This is a genomic window from Pseudomonas sp. Irchel 3H9 (assembly GCF_900187495.1).
Taxonomy (GTDB): domain Bacteria; phylum Pseudomonadota; class Gammaproteobacteria; order Pseudomonadales; family Pseudomonadaceae; genus Aquipseudomonas; species Aquipseudomonas sivasensis.
In genome coordinates this window covers 581,159-600,799 of sequence record NZ_FYDK01000003.1, presented here as the reverse complement: position 1 = coordinate 600,799, position 19,641 = coordinate 581,159, and the positions used below count along the sequence as shown (strand labels likewise).

General features: G+C 61.8%; 19 protein-coding genes. 9 read left to right on the top strand and 10 right to left on the bottom strand.

Annotation, left to right across the window (positions count from 1 at the left end):
• Position 1: 1 nt before the first annotated feature.
• Genes CKW32_RS14530 through CKW32_RS14510 form a run of 5 tightly spaced genes read right to left on the bottom strand, consistent with a single transcriptional unit; the run spans position 2 to position 4,748 of the window.
• Positions 2 to 622, bottom strand: coding sequence for a 1-acyl-sn-glycerol-3-phosphate acyltransferase (locus CKW32_RS14530; RefSeq protein ID WP_095185262.1), 621 nt, complete (start codon positions 620 to 622; stop codon positions 2 to 4).
• 9 nt (positions 623 to 631) lie between these two features.
• Entirely contained in the window at positions 632 to 1,075 is a 444-nt protein-coding gene (locus CKW32_RS14525) for a hypothetical protein (protein ID WP_095185261.1), read from the bottom strand.
• Positions 1,065 to 2,363, bottom strand: a complete 1,299-nt coding sequence (locus tag CKW32_RS14520; protein WP_032885181.1) for a phosphatase PAP2/dual specificity phosphatase family protein — start codon at positions 2,361 to 2,363, stop codon at positions 1,065 to 1,067. The genes CKW32_RS14525 and CKW32_RS14520 overlap by 11 nt, the downstream gene beginning before the upstream one ends.
• 2 nt (positions 2,364 to 2,365) lie before the next feature.
• Positions 2,366 to 4,120: a bifunctional alpha/beta hydrolase/class I SAM-dependent methyltransferase gene (locus tag CKW32_RS14515; protein ID WP_032885182.1), complete on the bottom strand. Its 1,755-nt coding sequence runs from the start codon at positions 4,118 to 4,120 to the stop codon at positions 2,366 to 2,368.
• Between the two features lie 10 nt (positions 4,121 to 4,130).
• Positions 4,131 to 4,748: a CDP-alcohol phosphatidyltransferase family protein gene (locus tag CKW32_RS14510; RefSeq protein ID WP_032885184.1), complete on the bottom strand. Its 618-nt coding sequence runs from the start codon at positions 4,746 to 4,748 to the stop codon at positions 4,131 to 4,133.
• 320 nt (positions 4,749 to 5,068) lie between these two features.
• Here CKW32_RS14510 and hflK (CKW32_RS14505) point away from each other — a divergent pair, with 320 nt between their 5' ends.
• The 8 genes from hflK (CKW32_RS14505) (at position 5,069) to cfaB (ending at position 14,220) form a co-directional block, all read left to right on the top strand.
• Complete coding sequence (gene hflK / locus CKW32_RS14505; RefSeq protein ID WP_095185260.1) at positions 5,069 to 6,973, top strand: protease modulator HflK; 1,905 nt, start codon at positions 5,069 to 5,071, stop codon at positions 6,971 to 6,973.
• Positions 6,974 to 6,982: 9 nt separating this feature from the next.
• Positions 6,983 to 7,972, top strand: coding sequence for a protease modulator HflC (hflC, locus tag CKW32_RS14500; RefSeq protein ID WP_371260679.1), 990 nt, complete (start codon positions 6,983 to 6,985; stop codon positions 7,970 to 7,972).
• The gene (gene hflK / locus CKW32_RS14495; protein WP_095185259.1) at positions 7,969 to 9,003 is read left to right on the top strand and encodes a protease modulator HflK; all 1,035 of its coding nucleotides are present in this window, start codon (positions 7,969 to 7,971) and stop codon (positions 9,001 to 9,003) included. Before hflC ends, hflK (CKW32_RS14495) begins: the two co-directional genes overlap by 4 nt.
• Entirely contained in the window at positions 9,000 to 10,886 is a 1,887-nt protein-coding gene (locus tag CKW32_RS14490) for a cation-translocating P-type ATPase (RefSeq protein ID WP_095185258.1), read from the top strand. Before hflK (CKW32_RS14495) ends, CKW32_RS14490 begins: the two co-directional genes overlap by 4 nt.
• Before the next feature lie 117 nt (positions 10,887 to 11,003).
• Positions 11,004 to 11,255: a membrane protein gene (locus CKW32_RS14485; RefSeq protein WP_032884507.1), complete on the top strand. Its 252-nt coding sequence runs from the start codon at positions 11,004 to 11,006 to the stop codon at positions 11,253 to 11,255.
• 69 nt (positions 11,256 to 11,324) lie between these two features.
• Entirely contained in the window at positions 11,325 to 12,170 is an 846-nt protein-coding gene (locus CKW32_RS14480; RefSeq protein ID WP_095185257.1) for a DUF692 domain-containing protein, read from the top strand.
• Positions 12,161 to 12,949 (top strand): DNA-binding domain-containing protein, encoded by a 789-nt coding sequence (locus tag CKW32_RS14475; RefSeq protein WP_095185256.1) that lies wholly within the window; start codon positions 12,161 to 12,163, stop codon positions 12,947 to 12,949. Before CKW32_RS14480 ends, CKW32_RS14475 begins: the two co-directional genes overlap by 10 nt.
• Positions 12,950 to 13,035: 86 nt before the next feature.
• Positions 13,036 to 14,220: a C17 cyclopropane fatty acid synthase CfaB gene (gene cfaB / locus CKW32_RS14470; RefSeq protein WP_032884504.1), complete on the top strand. Its 1,185-nt coding sequence runs from the start codon at positions 13,036 to 13,038 to the stop codon at positions 14,218 to 14,220.
• 138 nt (positions 14,221 to 14,358) lie between these two features.
• Here the strand turns inward: cfaB and cls are convergent, their stop codons facing one another.
• On the bottom strand, positions 14,359 to 15,798 hold the full coding sequence (cls, locus tag CKW32_RS14465) for a cardiolipin synthase (RefSeq protein WP_095185255.1): 1,440 nt from the start codon (positions 15,796 to 15,798) through the stop codon (positions 14,359 to 14,361).
• Positions 15,799 to 15,928: 130 nt separating this feature from the next.
• On the opposite strand from cls, the gene CKW32_RS14460 reads away from it, so the two are divergent.
• Positions 15,929 to 16,450 (top strand): DUF3617 domain-containing protein, encoded by a 522-nt coding sequence (locus tag CKW32_RS14460; protein WP_032884502.1) that lies wholly within the window; start codon positions 15,929 to 15,931, stop codon positions 16,448 to 16,450.
• On the opposite strand, the gene CKW32_RS14455 is transcribed toward CKW32_RS14460, so the two are convergent.
• The 4 genes from CKW32_RS14455 to CKW32_RS14440 are packed head-to-tail and all read right to left on the bottom strand — an operon-like array spanning position 16,447 to position 19,633.
• A complete protein-coding gene (locus tag CKW32_RS14455) occupies positions 16,447 to 17,784 on the bottom strand; it encodes a dihydroorotase (protein ID WP_095185254.1) in 1,338 nt (445 codons plus the stop codon). The genes CKW32_RS14460 and CKW32_RS14455 overlap by 4 nt on opposite strands.
• A 3-nt stretch (positions 17,785 to 17,787) precedes the next feature.
• Positions 17,788 to 18,348: a DapH/DapD/GlmU-related protein gene (locus tag CKW32_RS14450; RefSeq protein ID WP_032884500.1), complete on the bottom strand. Its 561-nt coding sequence runs from the start codon at positions 18,346 to 18,348 to the stop codon at positions 17,788 to 17,790.
• Positions 18,345 to 18,758: a phosphoribosyl-AMP cyclohydrolase gene (gene hisI, locus CKW32_RS14445; RefSeq protein ID WP_095185253.1), complete on the bottom strand. Its 414-nt coding sequence runs from the start codon at positions 18,756 to 18,758 to the stop codon at positions 18,345 to 18,347. The genes CKW32_RS14450 and hisI overlap by 4 nt, the downstream gene beginning before the upstream one ends.
• Positions 18,755 to 19,633, bottom strand: coding sequence for a metal ABC transporter substrate-binding protein (locus CKW32_RS14440; RefSeq protein WP_032884498.1), 879 nt, complete (start codon positions 19,631 to 19,633; stop codon positions 18,755 to 18,757). Before CKW32_RS14440 ends, hisI begins: the two co-directional genes overlap by 4 nt.
• Positions 19,634 to 19,641 lie beyond the last annotated feature (8 nt).

Genomic DNA, 19,641 nt, shown 5'->3' with positions numbered 1-19,641 from the left:
GTCAGACATGCTCCGGGGCGAGGGCGAGCAGGGAGTCGCGTGTGCGGGCTAGAAATAGCGCCTTGTCTTCACCGTCTTCCAGTTGCAGCGGTGCACCGAAGCTGGTTGTGCATAACAACGGCAGCGGCAAAACGCGCCCCTTGGGCATGACCCGGTTGAGGTTGGCGATCCACACGGGGATCAATTCGGCCTGTGGGTAACTTTTTGCCAGGTGGTACAGGCCGCTTTTGAACAGCAGTAAGCCGTCCTCCGGATTGCGCGTGCCTTCAGGGAAGATGATCAGCGAATCGCCACCCTCCAGGGCAGCGAGCATAGGCTGTAGAGGGTTATCCACAGGGTCCTTGCGTTCGCGGTCGATCAGCACACCATTAAACACGCGGTTGATGATGTAACGACGCAGCGCGCTTTTATTCCAGTAATCACTGCCGGCCACCGGGCGCGTGAATTTGCGCAGGTTTTGCGGTAACGAGGCCCACAGCAGCACAAAGTCGCCGTGGCTGCTGTGGTTGGCGAAGTAGATGCGTTGCACCGGCACGGGCGCGCAACCCAGCCACAGGCTGCGGGCGCCGGTGACGGTGCGGGCCATGGAGGTAATCAGCGTGGCGACCACAGGTTCGAACATGGGGATTCCTTATCCGGCGAAAGGCAGCCAAGGGCTGGCGAGGATCACGCCCAGGGTCAGCAGCGCTTGCGCGCCCAGCAGCCAGGCTTGTTTGCGCAACAATTTGAGGGCGCCGCGACGGCGCTCGGCCCAAGGTCGGCCGGCCCGATTGGGCGATTGCAGGCCGAGGGTCTGCAGGGCTTGGTCGAGGTCGGTGGTGCGCTGAGTATCGCGGGCCAGCAGGGCGAACAGGTCGGCGTCGAAGGCCACGCGCAGCGCCCAGTACTTTTGCAGCAGGCCGAGGATAATCATCCACAGGCTGAGCAGCAGGCAGATGATCGAAATACTCGCCATCAGCAATTGGGCCAGGCCGAATAGCACACCGGCCACGGTCAGTCCTGTGGATAACTGATCCAGCGAACGGCCACGGCGCAGCAGGCTGGCCACCACCTGGAGTTCCATATCAGCGGGCATGGGGCAAACCCTCCAATGCTTCACGGTGAGCGGGGTGCAGGACCACATCGGTCCGTGCTGCACGAATAATAGTCAGCGCTTCGTCCACCGTCGTGGCGCGCCCGCTGTGCAACAGCCAGGCGGCGACGGCGGTAGCGCTGCGTGAGTAGCCGAGGGCGCAGCACACCAACAGCGGGCCGCGTGCGCGGAGGCGTTCGATGGCTTCAGCAGCTTGCCGGCATTCGGTGGGTGTCGGCGCTATCAGATCGAGCACCGGGATGCATTGATACGCGCGGCCCTGTGGATTAATCGGCAGTTCGGCGCATAGATCCACAATGGCGCTGAATGAACTCTGCTCCTTTGAGGTAGGAATCCGCCCCAGCCAAACGTTATCCACAATCACGTTGGGCTGTGGATGGTTGCGTGTCCACAGCCGGGAATTGATCCAGGCAGCCACTAGATAGGGCGCATATAACCAGCGCGCGGCAGGTGTGAGCTGACCATCAGCGCGCTTCTGGAAACCCGCCGCGCCCAGCACGAAGTAATTCGCCTTGATCAGCCCAAGGGAAACCGCTGGCCACAGCAGCCACAGCCACCAACCGCCCAGGCTTAACGCCACGATGATCAGCGCCAGGGCGCCCAAGCCGTAGCGCACGCCCAGCTGCCAGCGCTTGCGGTCTTGGGTAAGCCGCGTATTCAGCAGCGGGCTCGGATGTTCGAGCGGCCACAACCACACGCAAATCCAACCCGCGAGGGCGCCTGTGGGTAAGTCGATAAAGTGATGTTGATAAGTGGTCAGCACCGAAATTCCGATCAGCGCGAACCAGCCATGCACCAGCCAGCGCCAGAAACCTTGGGTATGACGTTGGAACATGACCCACAGGATCACCAGCAGCGCGATGTGCAGCGACGGTGCCTGGTTGAATGGCTTGTCGAAGCCCGCCAACACCGCAAACAACCAGCCAAACACGCCATCCAGCTCGGGCCGCTCGAAGGTGAAACGCAGTGGCCAGATCAGGAAGCAGCTCACCGCGATCACCTGGGCACTCAGCAGGCGCAGTGCGTGTTGCTTGAGTTCATGACGGGTGCTGGGCAGCAGCAGGGAGAAACCGTAGAGCAGGTCGATGGACCAGTAAGGCACGATGGTCCAGGCCCAGAACGGCATATGGGTTTCCCAGCCGAACACCAGCGTGCCCACGTCGCTGCGCTGGCTGGTGACCCAGGTGGCAAAGCCGTAGGTGCTGAAGAACAACGGCGCTAATAGCAGCAGCCACAGGACGGCTGGTTTCAACAAACCGGGTTCGCGCATGCTCAGATCTTCTGTGCCAGTGACACGGTAAAGATGCCCCACTCATCCACACGCTGGGTGATTTTGCGGAAACCGGCGGCTTCCACCAGTTGGTCCATTTCCGCCTGGCTGCGACGACGCATCACCCAGGCCTGGCCTTGGCGATGGCTGGTCAATGCGCGGGCAATCAGCTCCAGTTGCGGGTGCCATGGCTGGCCGGTGTACACCAAGTAGCCACCGGGTTCGACCGCTTCGGCGAGGCCGGCCAGCGAACCGCCGACCATGCTGTTATCGGCAAACAATTCATACAGCCCAGACACCACCGCCAACGTCGGCTTGGGTTCCAGCGCCGCCAGGTCCGCGCGATCAAACGCATCGCCTTTGACGAACTGCGCGATATCCCCCAGGCCTTTCTCGCGGATCAGCGCGCCACCGTCGCGCACGTTGATGTCGCTGTAGTCGCGCAACAGGATCGATTCCGGCAGCGGCGACACGCCCTGCAAGGCTTCCAGAATGTAACGCCCGTGGCCGGCGGCGATGTCGACGATACGTACTTCACGCTGTTCATCCCGCAACTTGGCCATGGCCAGGCGCAGCAGTTCTTCGACGTTCAGCTTGCGCTGACGGATGCCGCGCCAGCCGATGGAGTTGAGGTAGTTGGTGTCGATCATCCGCCCCAGCCCGCCCTTGCCGGTGGGTTTGTTGCGGTAGACGTAGTCCAGGGTACTGCCGGAGTCGAAACCGGTGTCGAAGCCCAGTTTCACCCCATCTGACAGGTTCTTGCCCAAGCCCATGCTGGCGCGGGTCATGCGCCAGTACAGGTCACGCAGGGAGTTGCGCGGCAGCGGCGCGGCGAGGGATTCGGACTCGGCGCAGGTGGCGCCCAGTTTGTCGGCGTCGAGCAGGGAGGCGCGGTCCAGCGGGTGAGCAAAGTTTTGCAGGATAAAGCGCCTGGCACTGCTCACCGCCACGGCGCGGTCACGTTCGCCGAGGGTGTCGTGGAAAAAACCGGGCAGGATATGCAGCTCTTTTTTCAGGCTGCCTAGGCGGTCGAAAAATTGCTGCTGGGGTTTGCGATGCACCACGAAGTCGGAGCCGGAGATGAGCAACTGAGTCGGCACTTGGATGGCCTGGGCATCCGCTACAACCCGGTCGGCTGCTTCGTACAGACCCAGGAGCACATTCACTGAAATCGCCTTGGTGATCAGCGGATCGCTGTCGTAGGACGCCACCCGCTCCGGGTCATGGCTGAGGAACTTGGCCTTGACGTAGCTGTTGACGAAAAAGTTACCGCGAAACTTGCGCATCAGCGCCAGGCCTGGACGAGCGAACGGCACGTACAGCTTGACCTTGAACGCTGGCGAGGCGAGCACCAACGCGCGGATTTTCGGCGCGTAATCGTGCACCCATGTGGCCGCGATTACCGCACCGACGCTTTGGGCGATGACAGCGAAGTTTTCCTCTTCGATGCCGTAGGTGGCGCCGATATGGTCACAAAAGGTTTGCACGTCGCGGGCGCTGGTGGCGAAGCTGGGGCTGTCACCGCGCTCGCCGGGGGATTGGCCGTGGCCGCGGGCGTCCCAGGCGAAGAAGTCGAACTGGGGCAGGTTCAGCTCATCGACCAGATGGGCGATGCGGCCCGAATGCTCGTGGCCGCGATGGAACAGCACGATCGCCTGGCGTGGCTCGCCATCCGCAGGGGAAGTGGCCGGCCAGTGTCGGTAAAAAAGCTCGACGCCATCATGGGTACTGAAGGTGTGTGCTTGCTGTTCGCGCATCGCAAAATCCTTATGCAGAAGGGGAAGGGGTTTCTTTCAGGCCTTGGCGTACGCGGTTGACCAGGGTGTAGGCGAGCAGGGCGGCGACCAGCCACATCACCGTGTCGACCCAACCTGCGCCGAGCCAGCCTAGCGCTACACCGGTGGCCAGCACGCCGAGTACAAACGCTCGATCACTCTTGCCCATCGGCCCGTCGTAGCGCCGCGAAGCGCCGACCATGGGCCCGAGCACACCGGCGTATTCGCTGAATACCGCCAGCAATGCCACCAAGAGCACCGGCGCCAGGCTCACGCCCGGGATCAGTGCAAAGGGCAGGATCAGCGCGCTGTCCGCGATCACGTCACACAATTCATTGAGGTAGGCGCCCAAGCGCGACTGCTGGCCGAATTCACGGGCGAGCATGCCGTCGATGGCATTAAGGGCCATGCGCGCAATCATCCACAGCGGGATCAACGCAAACAGCCAGAGGTGTTGGGCGAAGCTGGCAATCAGCAGGCCCACCAGCAGGGAAATCACTCCGGCCAGAACGGTGATTTGATTGGCGGTGGTGCCGTTGTCGTAGAGGCGCTGCACGAGAGGACGCAGCAGGTTTTGAAAACGCGGTTTGAGCTGATAGATCGAAATCATGGGGGGTGACGCTTCCTTGTCCGTGAGCCCGCGAAAAACTGGTTTGGAGTGTGCCGATTAATCATGAGATCTACCAGTGATGGCTCGTGTTTATGGGGGTTTAGTCACGCTCTGGAGAGCACTGAGAAACAAATGTAGGAGGGGGCTTGCTCCCGATGGCGATGGATCAGCCAGCACAGGCACCAACTGACAGGTCGTTATCGGGAGCAAGCCCCCTGTCACAGGGGATGTGTATCGTGTTCAAAAGCGCTTTTTGACGAACAAAAATTTCACGTCGCGTGTTATATCGTAACGAATTGTGTACAGACGGGCGTGTTGGGATGCAAGTGGATCTAGAAGCTGACGGCGCTTCTGTAGAAGGCCTCGCGCGCTTTCAACAGGGGCAGTTCCATGCCCGTCGATTGCGTCAGGCCGGTATCAGCCTGACAGTGCTGGCCGTCGCCGGTTGGGTGCTGGCGCTGTTTGTCGCCTTGTTTGCGCCGCTGTCGATCTGGCCGGTGGTATTGATCAACAGCGCCTGCGCGTTGCTGGTGCTGGTGGCGGGTTTACAGTCGGCGTGGTGGGTGGCCGATTGGCGCGCCCAGGCGCTGGAGGAACCCGCGGTTGAAGTACCGGTTGAGCAAACGGGCGGGTACGCGCGGCTGGTTGGGCGCTTTGGCAAGCAGATTGGCGCGCCGGTGTTGTGGCTTGGCGGCTGGTCGCTGCTCGCGCTGGTTAGCGTTATCGAATTCTGGAACCTGGCGTTGCCGGCTTCGGCTGTAGGTCAGTCCGCCAGTATTGGCGCCGCGTTGGCCTTGGCCCTGGCGTTTGGCTTGCTGGTGTTCGAACGTCGCCTGGCCCAGGAAACCGCCGCGCAATGGCCGGAAGCTTCGCAACTGGCGCAGTTGAGCCGAGTGGCGATCAGTTGCCTGGTGGTCAGCGCGATTTGCCTGCTGTTTGCCGGTGCCGAGTCCGTGTGGCCGTTGCGTCTGGCGGTGTTGATTGGCCTGCTGCCGGCACTGGTGGCGGCGGAGTTTCTGCTCAGGGGCGCGTTGTCATTGTTCAGCCCGCGCCAACCGCATCTTGAACCCCGCCTGATGGCGCAAAGTTTTATCGCGGGTTTGCTGCGCTGGCCGCCACAACCGTTGCTGGCGTTGCAGCACGAGTTGCACAACCGCTTCGGCATTGACCTGCGTCAGATCTGGGCCTTTACCTACATGCGCCGCGCATTTTTTCCGGTGGCGCTGGTGGTGCTGGCGATCGGTTGGGCGCTGACCGGTGTGCATGAAGTGCCCCTGCAAGGCCGTGGGATCTATGAACGCTTCGGCAAACCGGTGCAAGTCTTCGGCCCCGGCCTGCATGCCGGGTTGCCTTGGCCATTGGGTCGCGTCATTAAAGTGGAAAACGGCGTGGTGCATGAATTGGCCACCAGCGTCAGCGAAACTGCTTCGCCCGAGCTGACACCTGCGGAAGGTCCGGCGCCGTTGATAGCCAATCGACTGTGGGACGCCAGCCATGTGAATGACAAATCCCAAGTCATCGCCAGCAGCAGCGGCGATAAGCAGGGCTTCCAGATCGTCAATATGGATGTGCGCTTCGTCTACCGCATTGGCCTTACCGACGAGGCCGCGCTGTCGGCTACGTATAACAGCGCGGATGTACCGACCCTGATCCGCAGCACCGCCAGCCGCATCCTCGTGCACGACTTTGCTTCGCGCACTCTCGACGAATTGCTCGGCGAACAACGCACCAGCCTGGCTGACGAAGTGGGGCGCGCGGTGCAGGCGGATCTGCAGAAACTCCACAGCGGTGTGGAAATCCTCGCCACCGTTGTGGAAGCCATCCACCCACCGGCCGGTGCCGCCAACGCCTATCACGGCGTGCAAGCTGCGCAGATCGGTGCTCAGGCCCTGATCTCCCGCGAGCGCGGAGCCGCCAGTGAGCAGACCAACCAGGCCCTGTTGCAAGCCAGCATTGCCCGCGATCAAGCCACGGCCATGGCCCATGAAGTGAATGCTGGCGCACAGGCGGCCGACCTGCGTTTCGCCGCCGAACAAAAGGCCTATGCCAGTGCGGGTCAGGCCTTCGTGTTGGAGCAGTACCTTGGCCAACTCAGCCAGGGCCTGGCCCACGCCAAACTGCTGATTCTGGATCATCGCCTGGGCGCCGATGGCGCACCGACGATCGATCTGCGTTCTTTTACCTTGCCGGCCGATCCCTCGGTGCCGCGTAAAGCCGTTCAATAAGGAGTCTGTCTGTTGAGCGCTCATTCTCACGATCACGGTCATCACCATCATCACGGCCACCACCATCACGGTGATGAGCACGCTGCTGGCCCATTCCCTTGGCGGCGTATGGGCTGGGCCGTGTTGCTCGTATTGTTTGCGGTCGCTGCGGCAAGCCTGGTGCAAGTGCGGTCCGGCGAAGCCACGGTGATTACGCGGTTCGGCAACCCGTCGCGGGTGTTGCTGGAGCCGGGCCTTGGTTGGCGCTGGCCGGCGCCGTTCGAAGCGGCGATCCCGGTGGACCTGCGCCTGCGCACCACCTCCAGCGGCTTGCAGGACGTGGGCACCCGCGATGGCTTGCGCATCATCGTGCAGGCCTATGTGGCGTGGCAGGTGCAGGGCGATGCCGACAATGTGCAGCGCTTTATGCGTGCGGTGCAGAACCAGCCGGATGAGGCGGCGCGGCAGATTCGCACTTTCGTCGGCTCGGCACTGGAAACCACGGCGGCCAGTTTTGACCTGTCCAGCCTGATCAATACCGACGCCAGCCAGGTACGTATCGCCGATTTCGAGGCGCAGTTGCGCCAGCAAATTGATCAACAATTGCTCACTACCTACGGCGTACGCGTGGCCCAAGTCGGTATCGAGCGGCTGACGTTGCCCTCGGTGACGCTGACCGCCACCGTCGACCGCATGCGTGCCGAGCGCGAAACCATCGCCACCGAACGCACTGCCGTGGGTAAGCGCGAAGCGGCCCAAATCCGTTCCGCCGCCGAGCGCGACGCGCGCATCGTGCAGGCCGACGCCACGGTGAAAGCCGCCGATATCGAAGCGCAATCGCGTGTCGAGGCCGCGCAGATTTACGGGCGGGCCTACGCGGGTAATCCCCAGCTGTACAACTTGCTGCGCTCGCTGGATACCTTGGGCACGGTGGTGACGCCGGGCACCAAGATCATCCTGCGCACCGACGCCGCACCATTCCGTGCGCTGGTGGACGGACCGAAGGACGTCCAGCCATGACCGAGCGTGACAGCCCGGACAGCCCATGGATTCAGGCCGGGCGCCTGACGTTCATGGCGCTGTACGCGGTGACTGTGTTGGCGGCATTGGCCTGGGCATTTTCCAATGTGCGCCAGATCGACCCGCAGAACCGCGCCGTGGTGCTGCACTTCGGCGCCCTCGACCGTATTCAGAATGCTGGCTTGCTATTGGCCTGGCCGCAGCCATTTGAGCAGGTGGTGTTGCTGCCGGCCGCCGATCGGGTGATCGAGCGGCGGGTGGAAAACCTGCTGCGTTCGGAGGCGGCGGTGCAGGCTGACCGCGTGGCCAGTTTCGCCACGCCCTTGAGCGATGCCATGGCCGGCTCCGGCTACCTGCTGACCGGGGATGCCGGAGTGGTGCAGCTGGATGTGCGGGTGTTCTATAAGGTCACCGAACCGTATTCCTTTGTATTGCAGGGCGAGCATGTGTTGCCGGCCTTGGATCGCCTGGTCACGCGCAGCGCCGTGGCCCTGACGGCGGCGCGGGACCTGGACACGATTCTGGTGGCGCGCCCGGAACTGATCGGCGCCGACAATAGCGCCGCCGAGCGTCGTGAACGGTTGCGCGGTGACCTGGTGCAAGGCATCAATAAGCGGCTGGCGGAGTTGACCTCAAGCGGCTTGGGCTTGGGGATCGAAGTCACCCGTGTCGATGTGCAGTCGAGCCTGCCGGGCCCGGCGGTGAATGCGTTCAATGCGGTGCTGACGGCCAGTCAGCAAGCCGATAAAGCGGTGGCCAATGCGCGCACCGAAGCGGAAAAGCTCACCCAAACCGCCAATCAGCAAGCTGACCGTGTGGTGCAGGTTGCCCACGCCCAGGCCAGCGAACGCTTGGCCAACGCCCAGGCGCAAACCGCCACCGTCGCCAGCCTCGCCCAGGTCAAAGACCCGGGTTTGCTTCTGCGTCTGTACCGCGAGCGCTTGCCGAAGATTCTCGGCCAGGCGGGCTCCGTGACCACGGTCGACCCTAAAGACGACTCCCGCTTGATCATCCAGGGAGCCGAGCAATGAGCGCACCTATGTTGACGTCCGCCGAGCAGCGCAGCGCTGCCCGGCAATTGACCCTGGCCATGCTGGCCTTGGGATTACTCGTGCTGGGCCTGGTGTGGCGCTGGCTGGCGCCGGACCAGACTGGCGTCAGTCAGCTATTACTGGGTGTGGCATCACTGCTGGTGGCCGTGCCGGTGATGCGTTCGGCGTGGTACAGCCTGCGGTTTCCCAGCCTGCATGGCATTACCGATCAACTTATCGCCTTGGCCATGCTTGGCGCCTGGGCTACGGGGGATCTGCTGACGGCTGCGTTGCTGCCGATCATCATGATCTTTGGGCATGTGCTGGAAGAGCGCAGCGTGATCGGTTCCCAGGAAGCGATCCATGCTCTGGGCAAACTGACTCGCAGTCATGCGCGGTTGGTGCAGGCCGACGGCAGCATTGTTGAAGTGGACAACGGCACGCTGAACACCGGCGATATCGTGGAAGTGCGCGCCGGTGACCGTGTGCCCGCCGATGGTGTGGTGTTGTCGGGCCAGGCGAGTCTGGACACGGCGCCGATCACCGGTGAGTCGGTGCCGTTGGAAGCCAGCGTCGGCGTGCAGGTGTTTGGCGGGGCGATCAACCTCGACGGTCTGCTGCGCCTTGAAGTGACGCGCACCGGCAACGAGTCGACCTTGGGCAAGGTCATCGCGCTGATGCAGAACGCCGAGCGGTCCAAGCCGCCGATCACGCGACTGCTGGAGCGCTATGCGGGCAGTTATATGGTGTTGGTGCTGCTGCTGGCGGCGGTCACCTGGTTTGTGACCAATGACGCCCAGGCGATGCTCGCCGTGCTGGTGGCGGCGTGCCCCTGTGCGTTGGTGTTGTCGGCACCTGCCACGGCGATTGCCGGGATTGCCGTGGCGGCGCGCCATGGGATTCTGATTCGCAGCTCGGCGTTCCTGGAAGAGCTGGCGGACTTGACCTCGCTGGTGGTCGACAAGACCGGCACCCTGACCTTTGGCACGCTGCGATTACAGTCCATCGAAACCCTTGAGCCGGACCGGCAGGCGTTGCTGAATCTGGCGGCCAGCCTGGGCTCGGCGAGCAGTCACCCAGTCAGCCGCGCGCTGGCGGGGTTGGCTACCCAGCAACAACTGTTGATGCTGACCGACATCCGCGAACGCCAGGGCCTCGGCGTGGTGGCGCAGACCGAGCAGGGCGAAGCGGCCCTTGGGCGTCCGGAGTTGTTCGAGCAGTTGGGCATTGCCACCACGGGCGTGCCCAACCATGACGGCCCGATTGCCGGGCTGGCCCTGAACGGGCGATTTCTCGCCTGGCTGTTGCTGGCTGACAGCGTCAAGCCGGAAGCCCGCCAGGCGCTGCAAGAATTGCGTGAGCTGGGCCTGGGCCGCCAATTGCTGCTGACCGGCGACCGTCAAAGCGTGGCCGACAGCTTGGCCTTGGACGTGGGCATCAGCGATGTCGAAGCCCAGGCGTTGCCTGAGGACAAGCTCAACCGCGTGCTGGGCGAAATCGGCAGCGGCTTTCGGCCAATGGTGGTCGGCGACGGGATCAATGACTCCCTGGCGCTCAAGGCCGGCGTGGTGGGCGTGGCAATGGGGGCGGGCGGGGCGGACATCGCGCTGGCATCGGCGGACGTGGTGCTGATCGGCAGCGACCTGCGCCGCCTCGGCACCTGTGTGCGCTTGAGTCGCCAGTGTCGGCACACGTTGCAGGTCAATGTGATCATCGGTCTGGGCTGGACGCTGGCGATTGTGGTGTTCGCCGCATTTGGCTGGTTGGGGGCCGCAGGGGCAATGATCGCGGCAGTGTTGCACAACCTCAGCACGTTGCTGGTGCTGGGTAACGCCGGGCGTTTGCTACGCTTCCACGAGCCGCTTTTGAAACTCGACGAATAATTTTCAGCAATATTTGCGCACCGCTGTAACGCCGGTGGGGGGCCTCACTCTAGTGGTGTGTCGAGACTGAACAATCCGTTCAGACCGACGCCACTACTGATCATGAGGAATACAACAATGAACATTAAATCCGCTGCTGCTGGTGCCGCTTTCGCGATGGCCGCCGCTACCATGTTTGCTGGTGTCGCCACCCAGGTACAAGCCGCAGACGCGCCAGTGCATTGCTACGGCGTAACCTCCTGCAAGGGCATGAACGACTGCAAGACCGCTGAAAACGCCTGCAAAGGCCAGGCAGAGTGCAAGGGCCACGGCTTCAAGGCTATGACCAAGGCAGCCTGTGACGCGGCTGGCGGCAAAGTCGGCGAATAACCGGCAAACGAGTGCAACCGCAGCGGCAGCCCCCCTCCGCTGCGGACACACTTTCCCCAGGAGTCAGCCATGTCCGCTTCCCTTCCAAGTCTGGGTTACGGCCTGGGTTTACGCAGTGAGTACTACCAGCAGATCCTTGAACAATCGCCGGCCGTGGATTGGTTCGAAGTGATCTCCGAGAATTATCTGGTGCAGGGCGGTAAAGCCTTGTACTTCCTGGACGCGATAGCCGAGCGCTATCCCCTGGTGATGCACGGGGTGTCCCTGTCCATCGGCGGGCCCCACGCCATCGATATCGATTACCTCAAGCAGATCAAACAGCTCGCCGAGCGTATTCACCCGGCGTGGGTTTCCGATCATCTGTGCTGGAGCCGCGGCAGTGCGCACCAGTTGCACGACCTGCTGCCTCTGCCTTACACCGAAGAAAGCCTCTATCACGTCGCCAGCCGCGTTCGCCAAGTGCAGGACGTGTTGCAGCGCCCGCTGGTGCTGGAAAACGTCTCCAGTTACGTGCGTTCCAAGGCAGATGAATTCACCGAGTGGGAATTCCTCAACGCCTTGGCTCATCTGTCGGGGTGCCAGTTGTTGCTGGACGTCAATAATGTGTACGTCAGCTCTCGCAACCATGGCTTTGATGCCTGGACCTTTATCCGCAACCTGCCGCCCGAGAGCATTCGCCAGCTGCATTTGGCGGGGCATATGGACTATGGCGACTACGTGGTCGATACCCACGACCATCCGGTATGTGATCCGGTGTGGGCGCTGTACCAACAGACCCTGGAGCACGGGGGGCCTGTGTCGACGCTGTTGGAGCGCGATGACCATTTTCCGCCGTTCGAAGAGCTGCTCACCGAGTTGAGCAAGGCCCGCGAACTGGGCGCCACCGCCTTGGCCAGGAGAGCGGTATGCGCCTGACCGATTGGCAGTTGGCCTTCGAACAGCATTTATTAGCCCAAACCCCCGACGCCAACAGTGGCTTTGCCGCCACTTTATTGGGCGGGCCGACGCTGGACGTAGACACGGGCCTGGCGATCTATCACAACGCCTATATCGCGCGGTTGCAGGAAGTACTGCGGCACGACTTCAGCGCCATCCTCTATTGGCTGGGGGATGATGAGTTTGCGGCGCTGACCCACGCTTATGTACGCCGTTATCCGTCGGCCCATTACAGCTTGCGTTGGTTTGGCGAACGGTTGCCGGCGTTTATCCACGAGCACCTCGTGGCCGAACAAAGTGCACCGCTGGCAGAGCTGGCTAAGTTGGAGTGGGCTTTTACCCTGGCCTTCGATGCGCCGCAGGGTCAGCCGCTGTCCCTGAATGACATGGCGCTCCTGCCGCCCGAGGACTGGCCGGATTTGCAGGTTGCCCTGACACCGTCCGTGCAGCAGCGACTGTGTCACTTCAACAGCGTGGGCATCTGGCGTGCCAGCAAAGATGGGGCGGATTTCCCAGGCAGCTACACCTTGGACCTGGCGCAGATCTGCCTGGTATGGCGCCTTCATCATGTGTGCCATTACCGCAGCCTGGAACCTGCGGAAGCCTTAGCATTGGCCGGTATGGTGACGACCGGTTGGACCTTCGCAGAACTGTGTGAGCAGCTAGCAGTCACTTATGCAGAGGGTGCGCCGCTGCAGGCTGTTACATGGCTGAAACAGTGGGTCCAGGACGGTTTGCTCCAACGCCGAGCTCCATAGAAGAGGGTTATCAAATCGATAGCCTCCTACTTTTATTGGGATGGTCTACCCTCAGTTCAGACGTCTGAAACAAGGGGGGACTACTCATGCTCGCGCAACTTCCACCGGCCTTACAGAATCTTCAGCTACCGCTGCGTCTGCGACTCTGGGACGGCCATGAATTCAACTTGGGCCCAGAGCCCAGTGTGACCATCGTGGTGAAGGACCCCACGGTCGTCTCGCAACTGACCCATCCCACACTCGACTCACTGGGCGAAGCCTTCGTCGAGGGCAAACTGGAGCTGGAAGGTTCCATCAGCGAAGTGATCCGGGTCTGTGATGAGCTGAGTCATGCCTTGATCGAGGGCGACGGCGACAGTCATCCGGTGCGCTCGATCCACGACAAGGCCACGGATGCAGCGGCGATTTCCTACCACTACGACCTGTCCAATGAGTTCTATCAGCTGTGGCTGGATCAGGACATGGCGTACTCCTGCGGCTATTTCGAAACCGGCAGCGAATCCATCGACCAGGCCCAACAAGACAAATTCCGCCACCTGTGCCGCAAGCTACGCTTGCAGGCGGGGGAGTATTTGCTCGACGTCGGTTGCGGATGGGGCGGGCTGGCGCGGTTTGCGGCGCGGGAGTTCGGGGTGAAAGTGTTTGGCATCACCCTGAGCAAAGAGCAGTTGGTATTGGCTCGCGAGCGAGTCAAAGCCGAGGGACTGGAAGACCAGATCGACCTGCAACTGCTGGACTACCGTGATCTACCCCAGGACGGCCGATTCGACAAAGTCGTAAGCGTGGGCATGTTCGAACACGTCGGCCACGCCAACCTGGCGCAGTACTGCCAGACCCTGTTCGGTGCGGTGCGTGAAGGCGGCCTGGTGATGAACCATGGCATCACCGCCAAGCACACCGATGGCCGCCCGGTGGGCCGTGGCGCCGGGGAGTTTATCGAGCGGTACGTGTTCCCGAACGGTGAGTTGCCACACTTGGCAATGATGACCGCCGAGATCAGCGAAGTCGGGCTGGAAGTCGTCGACGTCGAAAGCCTGCGCCTGCACTACGCCCGAACCCTGGACCATTGGAGTGAGCGACTGGAGGACAACCTGGAAGCGGCGGCCAAGATGGTGCCAGAACAGGCGTTGCGTATCTGGCGGTTGTACCTGGCCGGTTGCGCCTATGCGTTTGCACGGGGTTGGATCAACCTGCACCAGATCCTCGCGGTGAAGCCTCACGCGGATGGCAGCCATGAACTGCCGTGGACGCGGGAAGACATCTATCGCTGATCTGATGTTCCAGAAAGGTGGAGATCCAACTGTGGGAGGGGGTTTGCTCCCGATAGCGGTATATCAGTCGCCACCCGTTGACTGACCCCCCGCTATCGGGAGCAAGCCCCCTCCCACATTTTGTTTTGTGTTGTCTGGTTAAAGGATTGGTGAGATCAAGCGCGCCACACGCATCCCAAGTTGTTGCAGGCGCCGTGTTTCGCGGCTTTCTTCCTGGCTGACTTCATGGGCCTGCGCGAAGTCATCGAGCAGCATATGCTCCACCTCCTGGGCGAAGGCTTCATCGACGGTCAGCAGCATCACTTCAAAATTCAGCCGAAACGAACGGTTGTCCATGTTGGCACTGCCAATGGCGCTGATCTCGCTGTCCACCAACACCACCTTCTGATGCAGAAAGCCCGGCGTGTAGCGGAACACCCGCACTCCGGCGCGCACGGCTTCGATGGCGTAGAGGCTGGAGGCGGCATACACAATGCGGTGATCCGGCCGCGACGGCAGCAGCAGGCGCACATCCACTCCGCGTAGTACCGCCAGGCGCAGGGCGGCAAACACCGCTTCATCGGGGACGAAATACGGGCTGGTGATCCATACCCGCTCGGTCGCTGCGTGGATGGCCTCGACGAAAAACAGCGAACAGGTTTCATACGGATCGGCCGGACCGCTGGCGAGCAATTGGCAGAGCACGCCATCTTCGGGATAGGTGTCCGGTAGGATCAGCGGCGGTAGTTCGCGCGCGGCCCAGAACCAGTCTTCGGCAAACGACTCCTGCAGGCACGCCACCACGGGACCGGTGACCTGTACATGGGTGTCGCGCCATGGCGCCAATGGCGGTTTTTTGCCCAGGTATTCATCACCCACGTTATGCCCGCCGACAAACCCGGTGATGCCATCCACCACCACGATTTTGCGATGGTTGCGAAAGTTGACCTGGAAGCGGTTGAGCCATCCACTGCGGGTGGCGAAGGCCTTGACCTGCACGCCGGCGTCGCGCAGTGATTGCACGTAGCGATGGGGCAGGGCGTGACTGCCAATGCGGTCGTAGAGCACGTAGATAGCCACGCCTTGGGCAGCCTTTTCTTTCAGCAGCGTATGTAATTGGCGGCCAAGTTCATCGTCATGAATGATGAAAAACTGAAACAACACAGCGGTTTTGGCGTTGCGAATGGCTTCAAAGATCGCGCTGAAGGTGGCGTCGCCATTGATCAGCAGGCGTACTTCATTGTTGGCCAGGCACGGCATGCGACCCAGTTTGGGCATGGCGCGCAACGAGGCGTAAGCACTGGAGTTGCGCGCAGCGAGCGCCTCCTCAACCCAAGGACGCCAGTTCAGCGCGGTGATGGCGGTGTGCATTTCCTGATTGGCCTGGCGCCGCGCTTGGATATACGCGTCGAAGGTGCTGCGGCCAAAAATCAGGTAGGGGATCAACGTGAGATAGGGCATGAACATCAGCGACAAGGCCCAAGCTATCGAGCCTTGAGCGGTCCTGACGGTCAGCACCGCGTGGATCGCGGCGAGAGTCCCGAGAAAGTGCAGCGTGGCGATGAAGTAGGCGAGCAGGTGCGGGCCAAAGAAATCCATGGACGACAGTACTCCAGACAATCCAATGCCTAACAGACCATGTTCGGCTGCGAATGTCGCTATTTTATTTGGCGTGCAACACTGGCGCCTTTGCAGCGTCTAACGCCCACAATTGCCCAGGAGTTACCCGATGAATGCTCGTCTGCTCTGTTTATCCATGGTTGTTGGTTTGTCGTTGCCGGTGGCAGCGCAGGCGCAGATGCTGGCGCCGGGCTTGTGGGAATTGACCACCAGCAATATGAAAGTCGATAACCAGGACCTGCCGGACCTGTCGCTGATCCTCGGTCAGCTCAAGCAACAGATGACCCCCGAACAGCGCGCGATGCTCGAAAAGCAGGGCATCACCATGGCAGGTAAAGGCGTGCAGGTGTGCCTCACTCCAGCCCAGGTCGCCTCGGACTCAATCCCTTTGACCGACCCGCAATCGGGCTGCAAACAGGAAGTGACCGACAAAACCGGCAACCAGTGGAAATTCCGTTTCAGCTGCCCGAAAGCTCAGGGCACCGGAGTCGCCACTTTCCAAAGCCAGAAAGAATTCACCACGACCGTCAACGGCACCTTCAATGCCACCGGCATTCAGCAGAAGGGCAGCCTGGACACTCACGCCCAGTGGCTGGGCAACGATTGCGGTACGGTCAAACCACGCGCTTAACGCAGAAAGTGCAGCGGCAAACCCTGGCAGCTGTCGACCACCTTGCCGTTGTGCCAGGCCAGGTGGCCGGAGACCAGGGTGGTGCTGACGCTGTGGCGAAAGCTGCGCTCTGCAAAGGGCGTCCAGCCGCAGCGGGCAAGAATCGGCTCATCCCTGACCGGCTTACCTTCGGGCTCGGGTTTGATCAGCACCAGGTCGGCCCAATACCCTTCACGCAGATAACCACGGTCCGGGATAGCAAACAGGTCGGCGACCCGGTGGCTGGTCTTCGCGACCAGCGTGGCCAGCGACAGCAGCCCGTCTGCCACCAGCTCCAGTAACGCCGGCAGCGCATGTTGCACCAGGGGCAATCCCGACGGCGCTTCGCGATAAGCCAGTTGTTTTTGCGCCCAGGTATGCGGCGCGTGGTCTGTGCCAATCACATCCAAACGATCATTCAATAACGCCTGGCGCAACGCGTCGCGGTCGGCGCGGGTCTTTATCGCCGGGTTGCATTTGATCTGATGGCCGAGGCGGTGATAGTCCCGGTCATCGAACAGCAAGTGGTGCACACAGACTTCAGCGGTGATGCGTTTTTGTGCCAGGGGCTTGTCTTCAAACAGAGCCAATTCGCGCGCGCTGGTGAGGTGCAGCACATGCAGGCGCGTGCCGTGGCGCTGGGCTAACTCCACCGCGAAAGAGGACGAGCGATAGCAGGCCTCGGCGTCGCGGATCAGGGGGTGCGCGACGGCGGGGATGTCATCGCCGAAACGCTCGCGCAAGCGCCGCTCGTTGGCCTGGATACTGGGCGTGTGTTCGCAGTGAGCCAGGAGGATGGTCGGGACTTCGGCAAACAGACGCTCCAGGATCCGTGGGTCGTCCACCAGCATATTGCCGGTGGACGCGCCCATGAACACTTTGACTCCCGCCACCTCGCAGGGGTCGAGGGCGGCGACGATGTCGAGATTGTCGTTACTTACCCCGAAGTGAAAGCCGTAGTTGACCACCGAGTGCAGGGCCGCGCGGCGTTTTTTATCGGCCAGCGCCTCCAGGTTCAGGGTGGCCGGGTTGGTGTTGGGCATGTCCATCACACTGGTGATGCCGCCAGCCGCGGCCGCGCGGGACTCACTGTAGAAACTGCCTTTGTCCGGCGCGCCGGGGTCACGAAAGTGCACCTGGTCGTCGATCATGCCCGGCAGTAGCCATTGCCCCTTGGCGTCGATGGCCAGTGGCGCGTTACAGCCGGTGATGCTGCTGGCGATCTTTTCGATGCGGCCATTGGCGACCAGCACGTCGGCGTCGAAAATCTGGCCCTCGTTGACCAGGCGGGCGTTGCGGATCAGCAGGCGGCTCATGGCTTAGAACTCGTTTTGCAGGGCTTTGTAACCGCGCACCAAGTCGACGTTGGTAAGTGCCACGTCTTCGGAAAACTCCGAGGCGCTGACGCTCACCGGTGGGAATTGTGACAGGTCGGTATTCGGTCCGATGCGGGTGGTGGAGGGCACGTAGAACGCGGCGGGTAAATCACGACCGTCGACCACCGAGTTATGGCGCACCACGCACCCATCGCCCACGGCGCAGTTGAACAGCACGCTGTTGAAACCGATGAATACGCGGTCGCCAACTGAGCACGGGCCGTGGACGATGGAGCGGTGGGCGATGGAGGTGAACTCACCGATGGTCACTGCCGCGCCGGATTTGGAGTGGATGACCACGCCGTCCTGAATATTGGAATTGGCACCGATGGTGATCGGATCCATGGCGCCGCTGGCGTCGACTTCGTCTGCGCGGATCACCGCATACGGGCCGACGAAGACGTTCTCGCCAATGATGACCTTGCCGCAGATGATGGCGGTCTTGTCGACGTAGGCCGATTCGGCAATCACTGGCAGATCGCCGGAAGGGTTCTTGCGGATCATGCGCTGGGCTCCGTGATGATGTGGACGTAGTCGCCATCAATGGCGTTGTAGAAACAGGTGGGCCGGCCTGTGTGGCAAGCCGGGCCGAGTTGGTTGACGATCAGCAGCACCGCGTCGCCGTCGCAATCCAGGCGTGCTTCCACCAACTGCTGCCAGTGACCGGAGCGTTCACCTTTGCGCCACAGTTGCTGGCGCGAGCGTGACCAGTAGCAAACTTGCCCGGTAGTGAGGGTTTCGGTGAGGGCCCGGCGGTTCATCCAGGCCAGCATCAACACCTCGCCGCTGCTGTGTTGCTGGGCGATGGCGGCAATCAGGCCATCGCTGTTCCATGGCAGGGCATCGAGTACCGGTTTGAGTGGGAAGCGACTGCCTTTGGCAGCCCCTTCCAGTTCGAGCATGCTCAGGTTCATGGCTTGCTCAGGGCGGCGCACAAGGTGTTGAGGTTGTATTCGAACAGCCCTGTAAACGTGCTGGCCGGGCCTTCGGCGGCGAGGGCGTCGGAGTACAGCGTGCCGCCGATCTGCGCGCCGCTTTCGTCGGCAATTTGCTTGAGCAGGCGCGAGTCCTTGATGTTTTCCATGAACACGGCTTTGACCTTGTCTTTGCGGATCTGTGTGATCAGCGCAGCGACTTCAGCGGCAGAGGGTTCACGTTCGGTAGACAGGCCTTGGGGGGCGAGGAACTGAATGCCATAGGCCTGGCCCAAGTAACCGAAAGCGTCATGGGAGGTGACGATGCGGCGGTTGCCTGGGGGCAGAGCACTGAACTTGGTCTTGGCTTCGGCCAGCAGGCGGTAGATTTCTTTCAGGTAGGTTTGGCTGTTGCGCAGGTAGTCGGCCTTGTTGGCCGGGTCGGCAGCCACCAGCGCCTTGGTGATGTTGTTCACATAGATTTCAGCGTTGGCCAGGTTATGCCAAGCGTGCGGGTCGGGGATGGTTTCGCCATCCTCTTCCATGGTGTGGGAGATCACGCCTTTGCTGGCGGTGACCACCGTGGCTTTGGTTTCGGTACTGGTGACTAAGCGGTCCAGCCAGGGTTCGAAACCGAGGCCGTTCTTGATGATCAGCTTGGCCTTGAGCAGCGCCTTGGCATCGTCCGGTGTGGGCTCGTAGGTGTGGGCGTCGGCATCCGGGCCGACCATGTTGCTGATCTGAATGTGGTCGCCACCGATCTGGTGCGTAATGTCATTGAGAATACTGAAGCTGGTGACCACCTGGAGTTTGTCGGCGGCCTGGGCCATCGACAGCGGCAGCAGCAGGCTGAACAGCACGAGTAGAGCGCGCATCGGGAGAC

Bases quoted from the DNA above. Each gene is read 5' to 3' on its own strand.
- hflK (WP_095185260.1), top strand. From the start codon at position 5,069: ATGCAAGTGGATCTAGAAGCTGACGGCGCTTCTGTAGAAGGCCTCGCG.
- CKW32_RS14490 (WP_095185258.1), top strand. From the start codon at position 9,000: ATGAGCGCACCTATGTTGACGTCCGCCGAGCAGCGCAGCGCTGCCCGG.
- cfaB (WP_032884504.1), top strand. From the start codon at position 13,036: ATGCTCGCGCAACTTCCACCGGCCTTACAGAATCTTCAGCTACCGCTG.
- CKW32_RS14520 (WP_032885181.1), bottom strand. From the start codon at position 2,363: ATGCGCGAACCCGGTTTGTTGAAACCAGCCGTCCTGTGGCTGCTGCTA.
- CKW32_RS14485 (WP_032884507.1), top strand. From the start codon at position 11,004: ATGAACATTAAATCCGCTGCTGCTGGTGCCGCTTTCGCGATGGCCGCC.
- CKW32_RS14450 (WP_032884500.1), bottom strand. From the start codon at position 18,348: ATGATCCGCAAGAACCCTTCCGGCGATCTGCCAGTGATTGCCGAATCG.
- CKW32_RS14515 (WP_032885182.1), bottom strand. From the start codon at position 4,120: ATGCGCGAACAGCAAGCACACACCTTCAGTACCCATGATGGCGTCGAG.
- hisI (WP_095185253.1), bottom strand. From the start codon at position 18,758: ATGAACCTGAGCATGCTCGAACTGGAAGGGGCTGCCAAAGGCAGTCGC.
- CKW32_RS14510 (WP_032885184.1), bottom strand. From the start codon at position 4,748: ATGATTTCGATCTATCAGCTCAAACCGCGTTTTCAAAACCTGCTGCGT.
- cls (WP_095185255.1), bottom strand. From the start codon at position 15,798: ATGGATTTCTTTGGCCCGCACCTGCTCGCCTACTTCATCGCCACGCTG.
- hflK (WP_095185259.1), top strand. From the start codon at position 7,969: ATGACCGAGCGTGACAGCCCGGACAGCCCATGGATTCAGGCCGGGCGC.
- CKW32_RS14530 (WP_095185262.1), bottom strand. From the start codon at position 622: ATGTTCGAACCTGTGGTCGCCACGCTGATTACCTCCATGGCCCGCACC.
- CKW32_RS14460 (WP_032884502.1), top strand. From the start codon at position 15,929: ATGAATGCTCGTCTGCTCTGTTTATCCATGGTTGTTGGTTTGTCGTTG.
- CKW32_RS14480 (WP_095185257.1), top strand. From the start codon at position 11,325: ATGTCCGCTTCCCTTCCAAGTCTGGGTTACGGCCTGGGTTTACGCAGT.
- CKW32_RS14440 (WP_032884498.1), bottom strand. From the start codon at position 19,633: ATGCGCGCTCTACTCGTGCTGTTCAGCCTGCTGCTGCCGCTGTCGATG.
- CKW32_RS14475 (WP_095185256.1), top strand. From the start codon at position 12,161: ATGCGCCTGACCGATTGGCAGTTGGCCTTCGAACAGCATTTATTAGCC.
- CKW32_RS14455 (WP_095185254.1), bottom strand. From the start codon at position 17,784: ATGAGCCGCCTGCTGATCCGCAACGCCCGCCTGGTCAACGAGGGCCAG.
- CKW32_RS14525 (WP_095185261.1), bottom strand. From the start codon at position 1,075: ATGCCCGCTGATATGGAACTCCAGGTGGTGGCCAGCCTGCTGCGCCGT.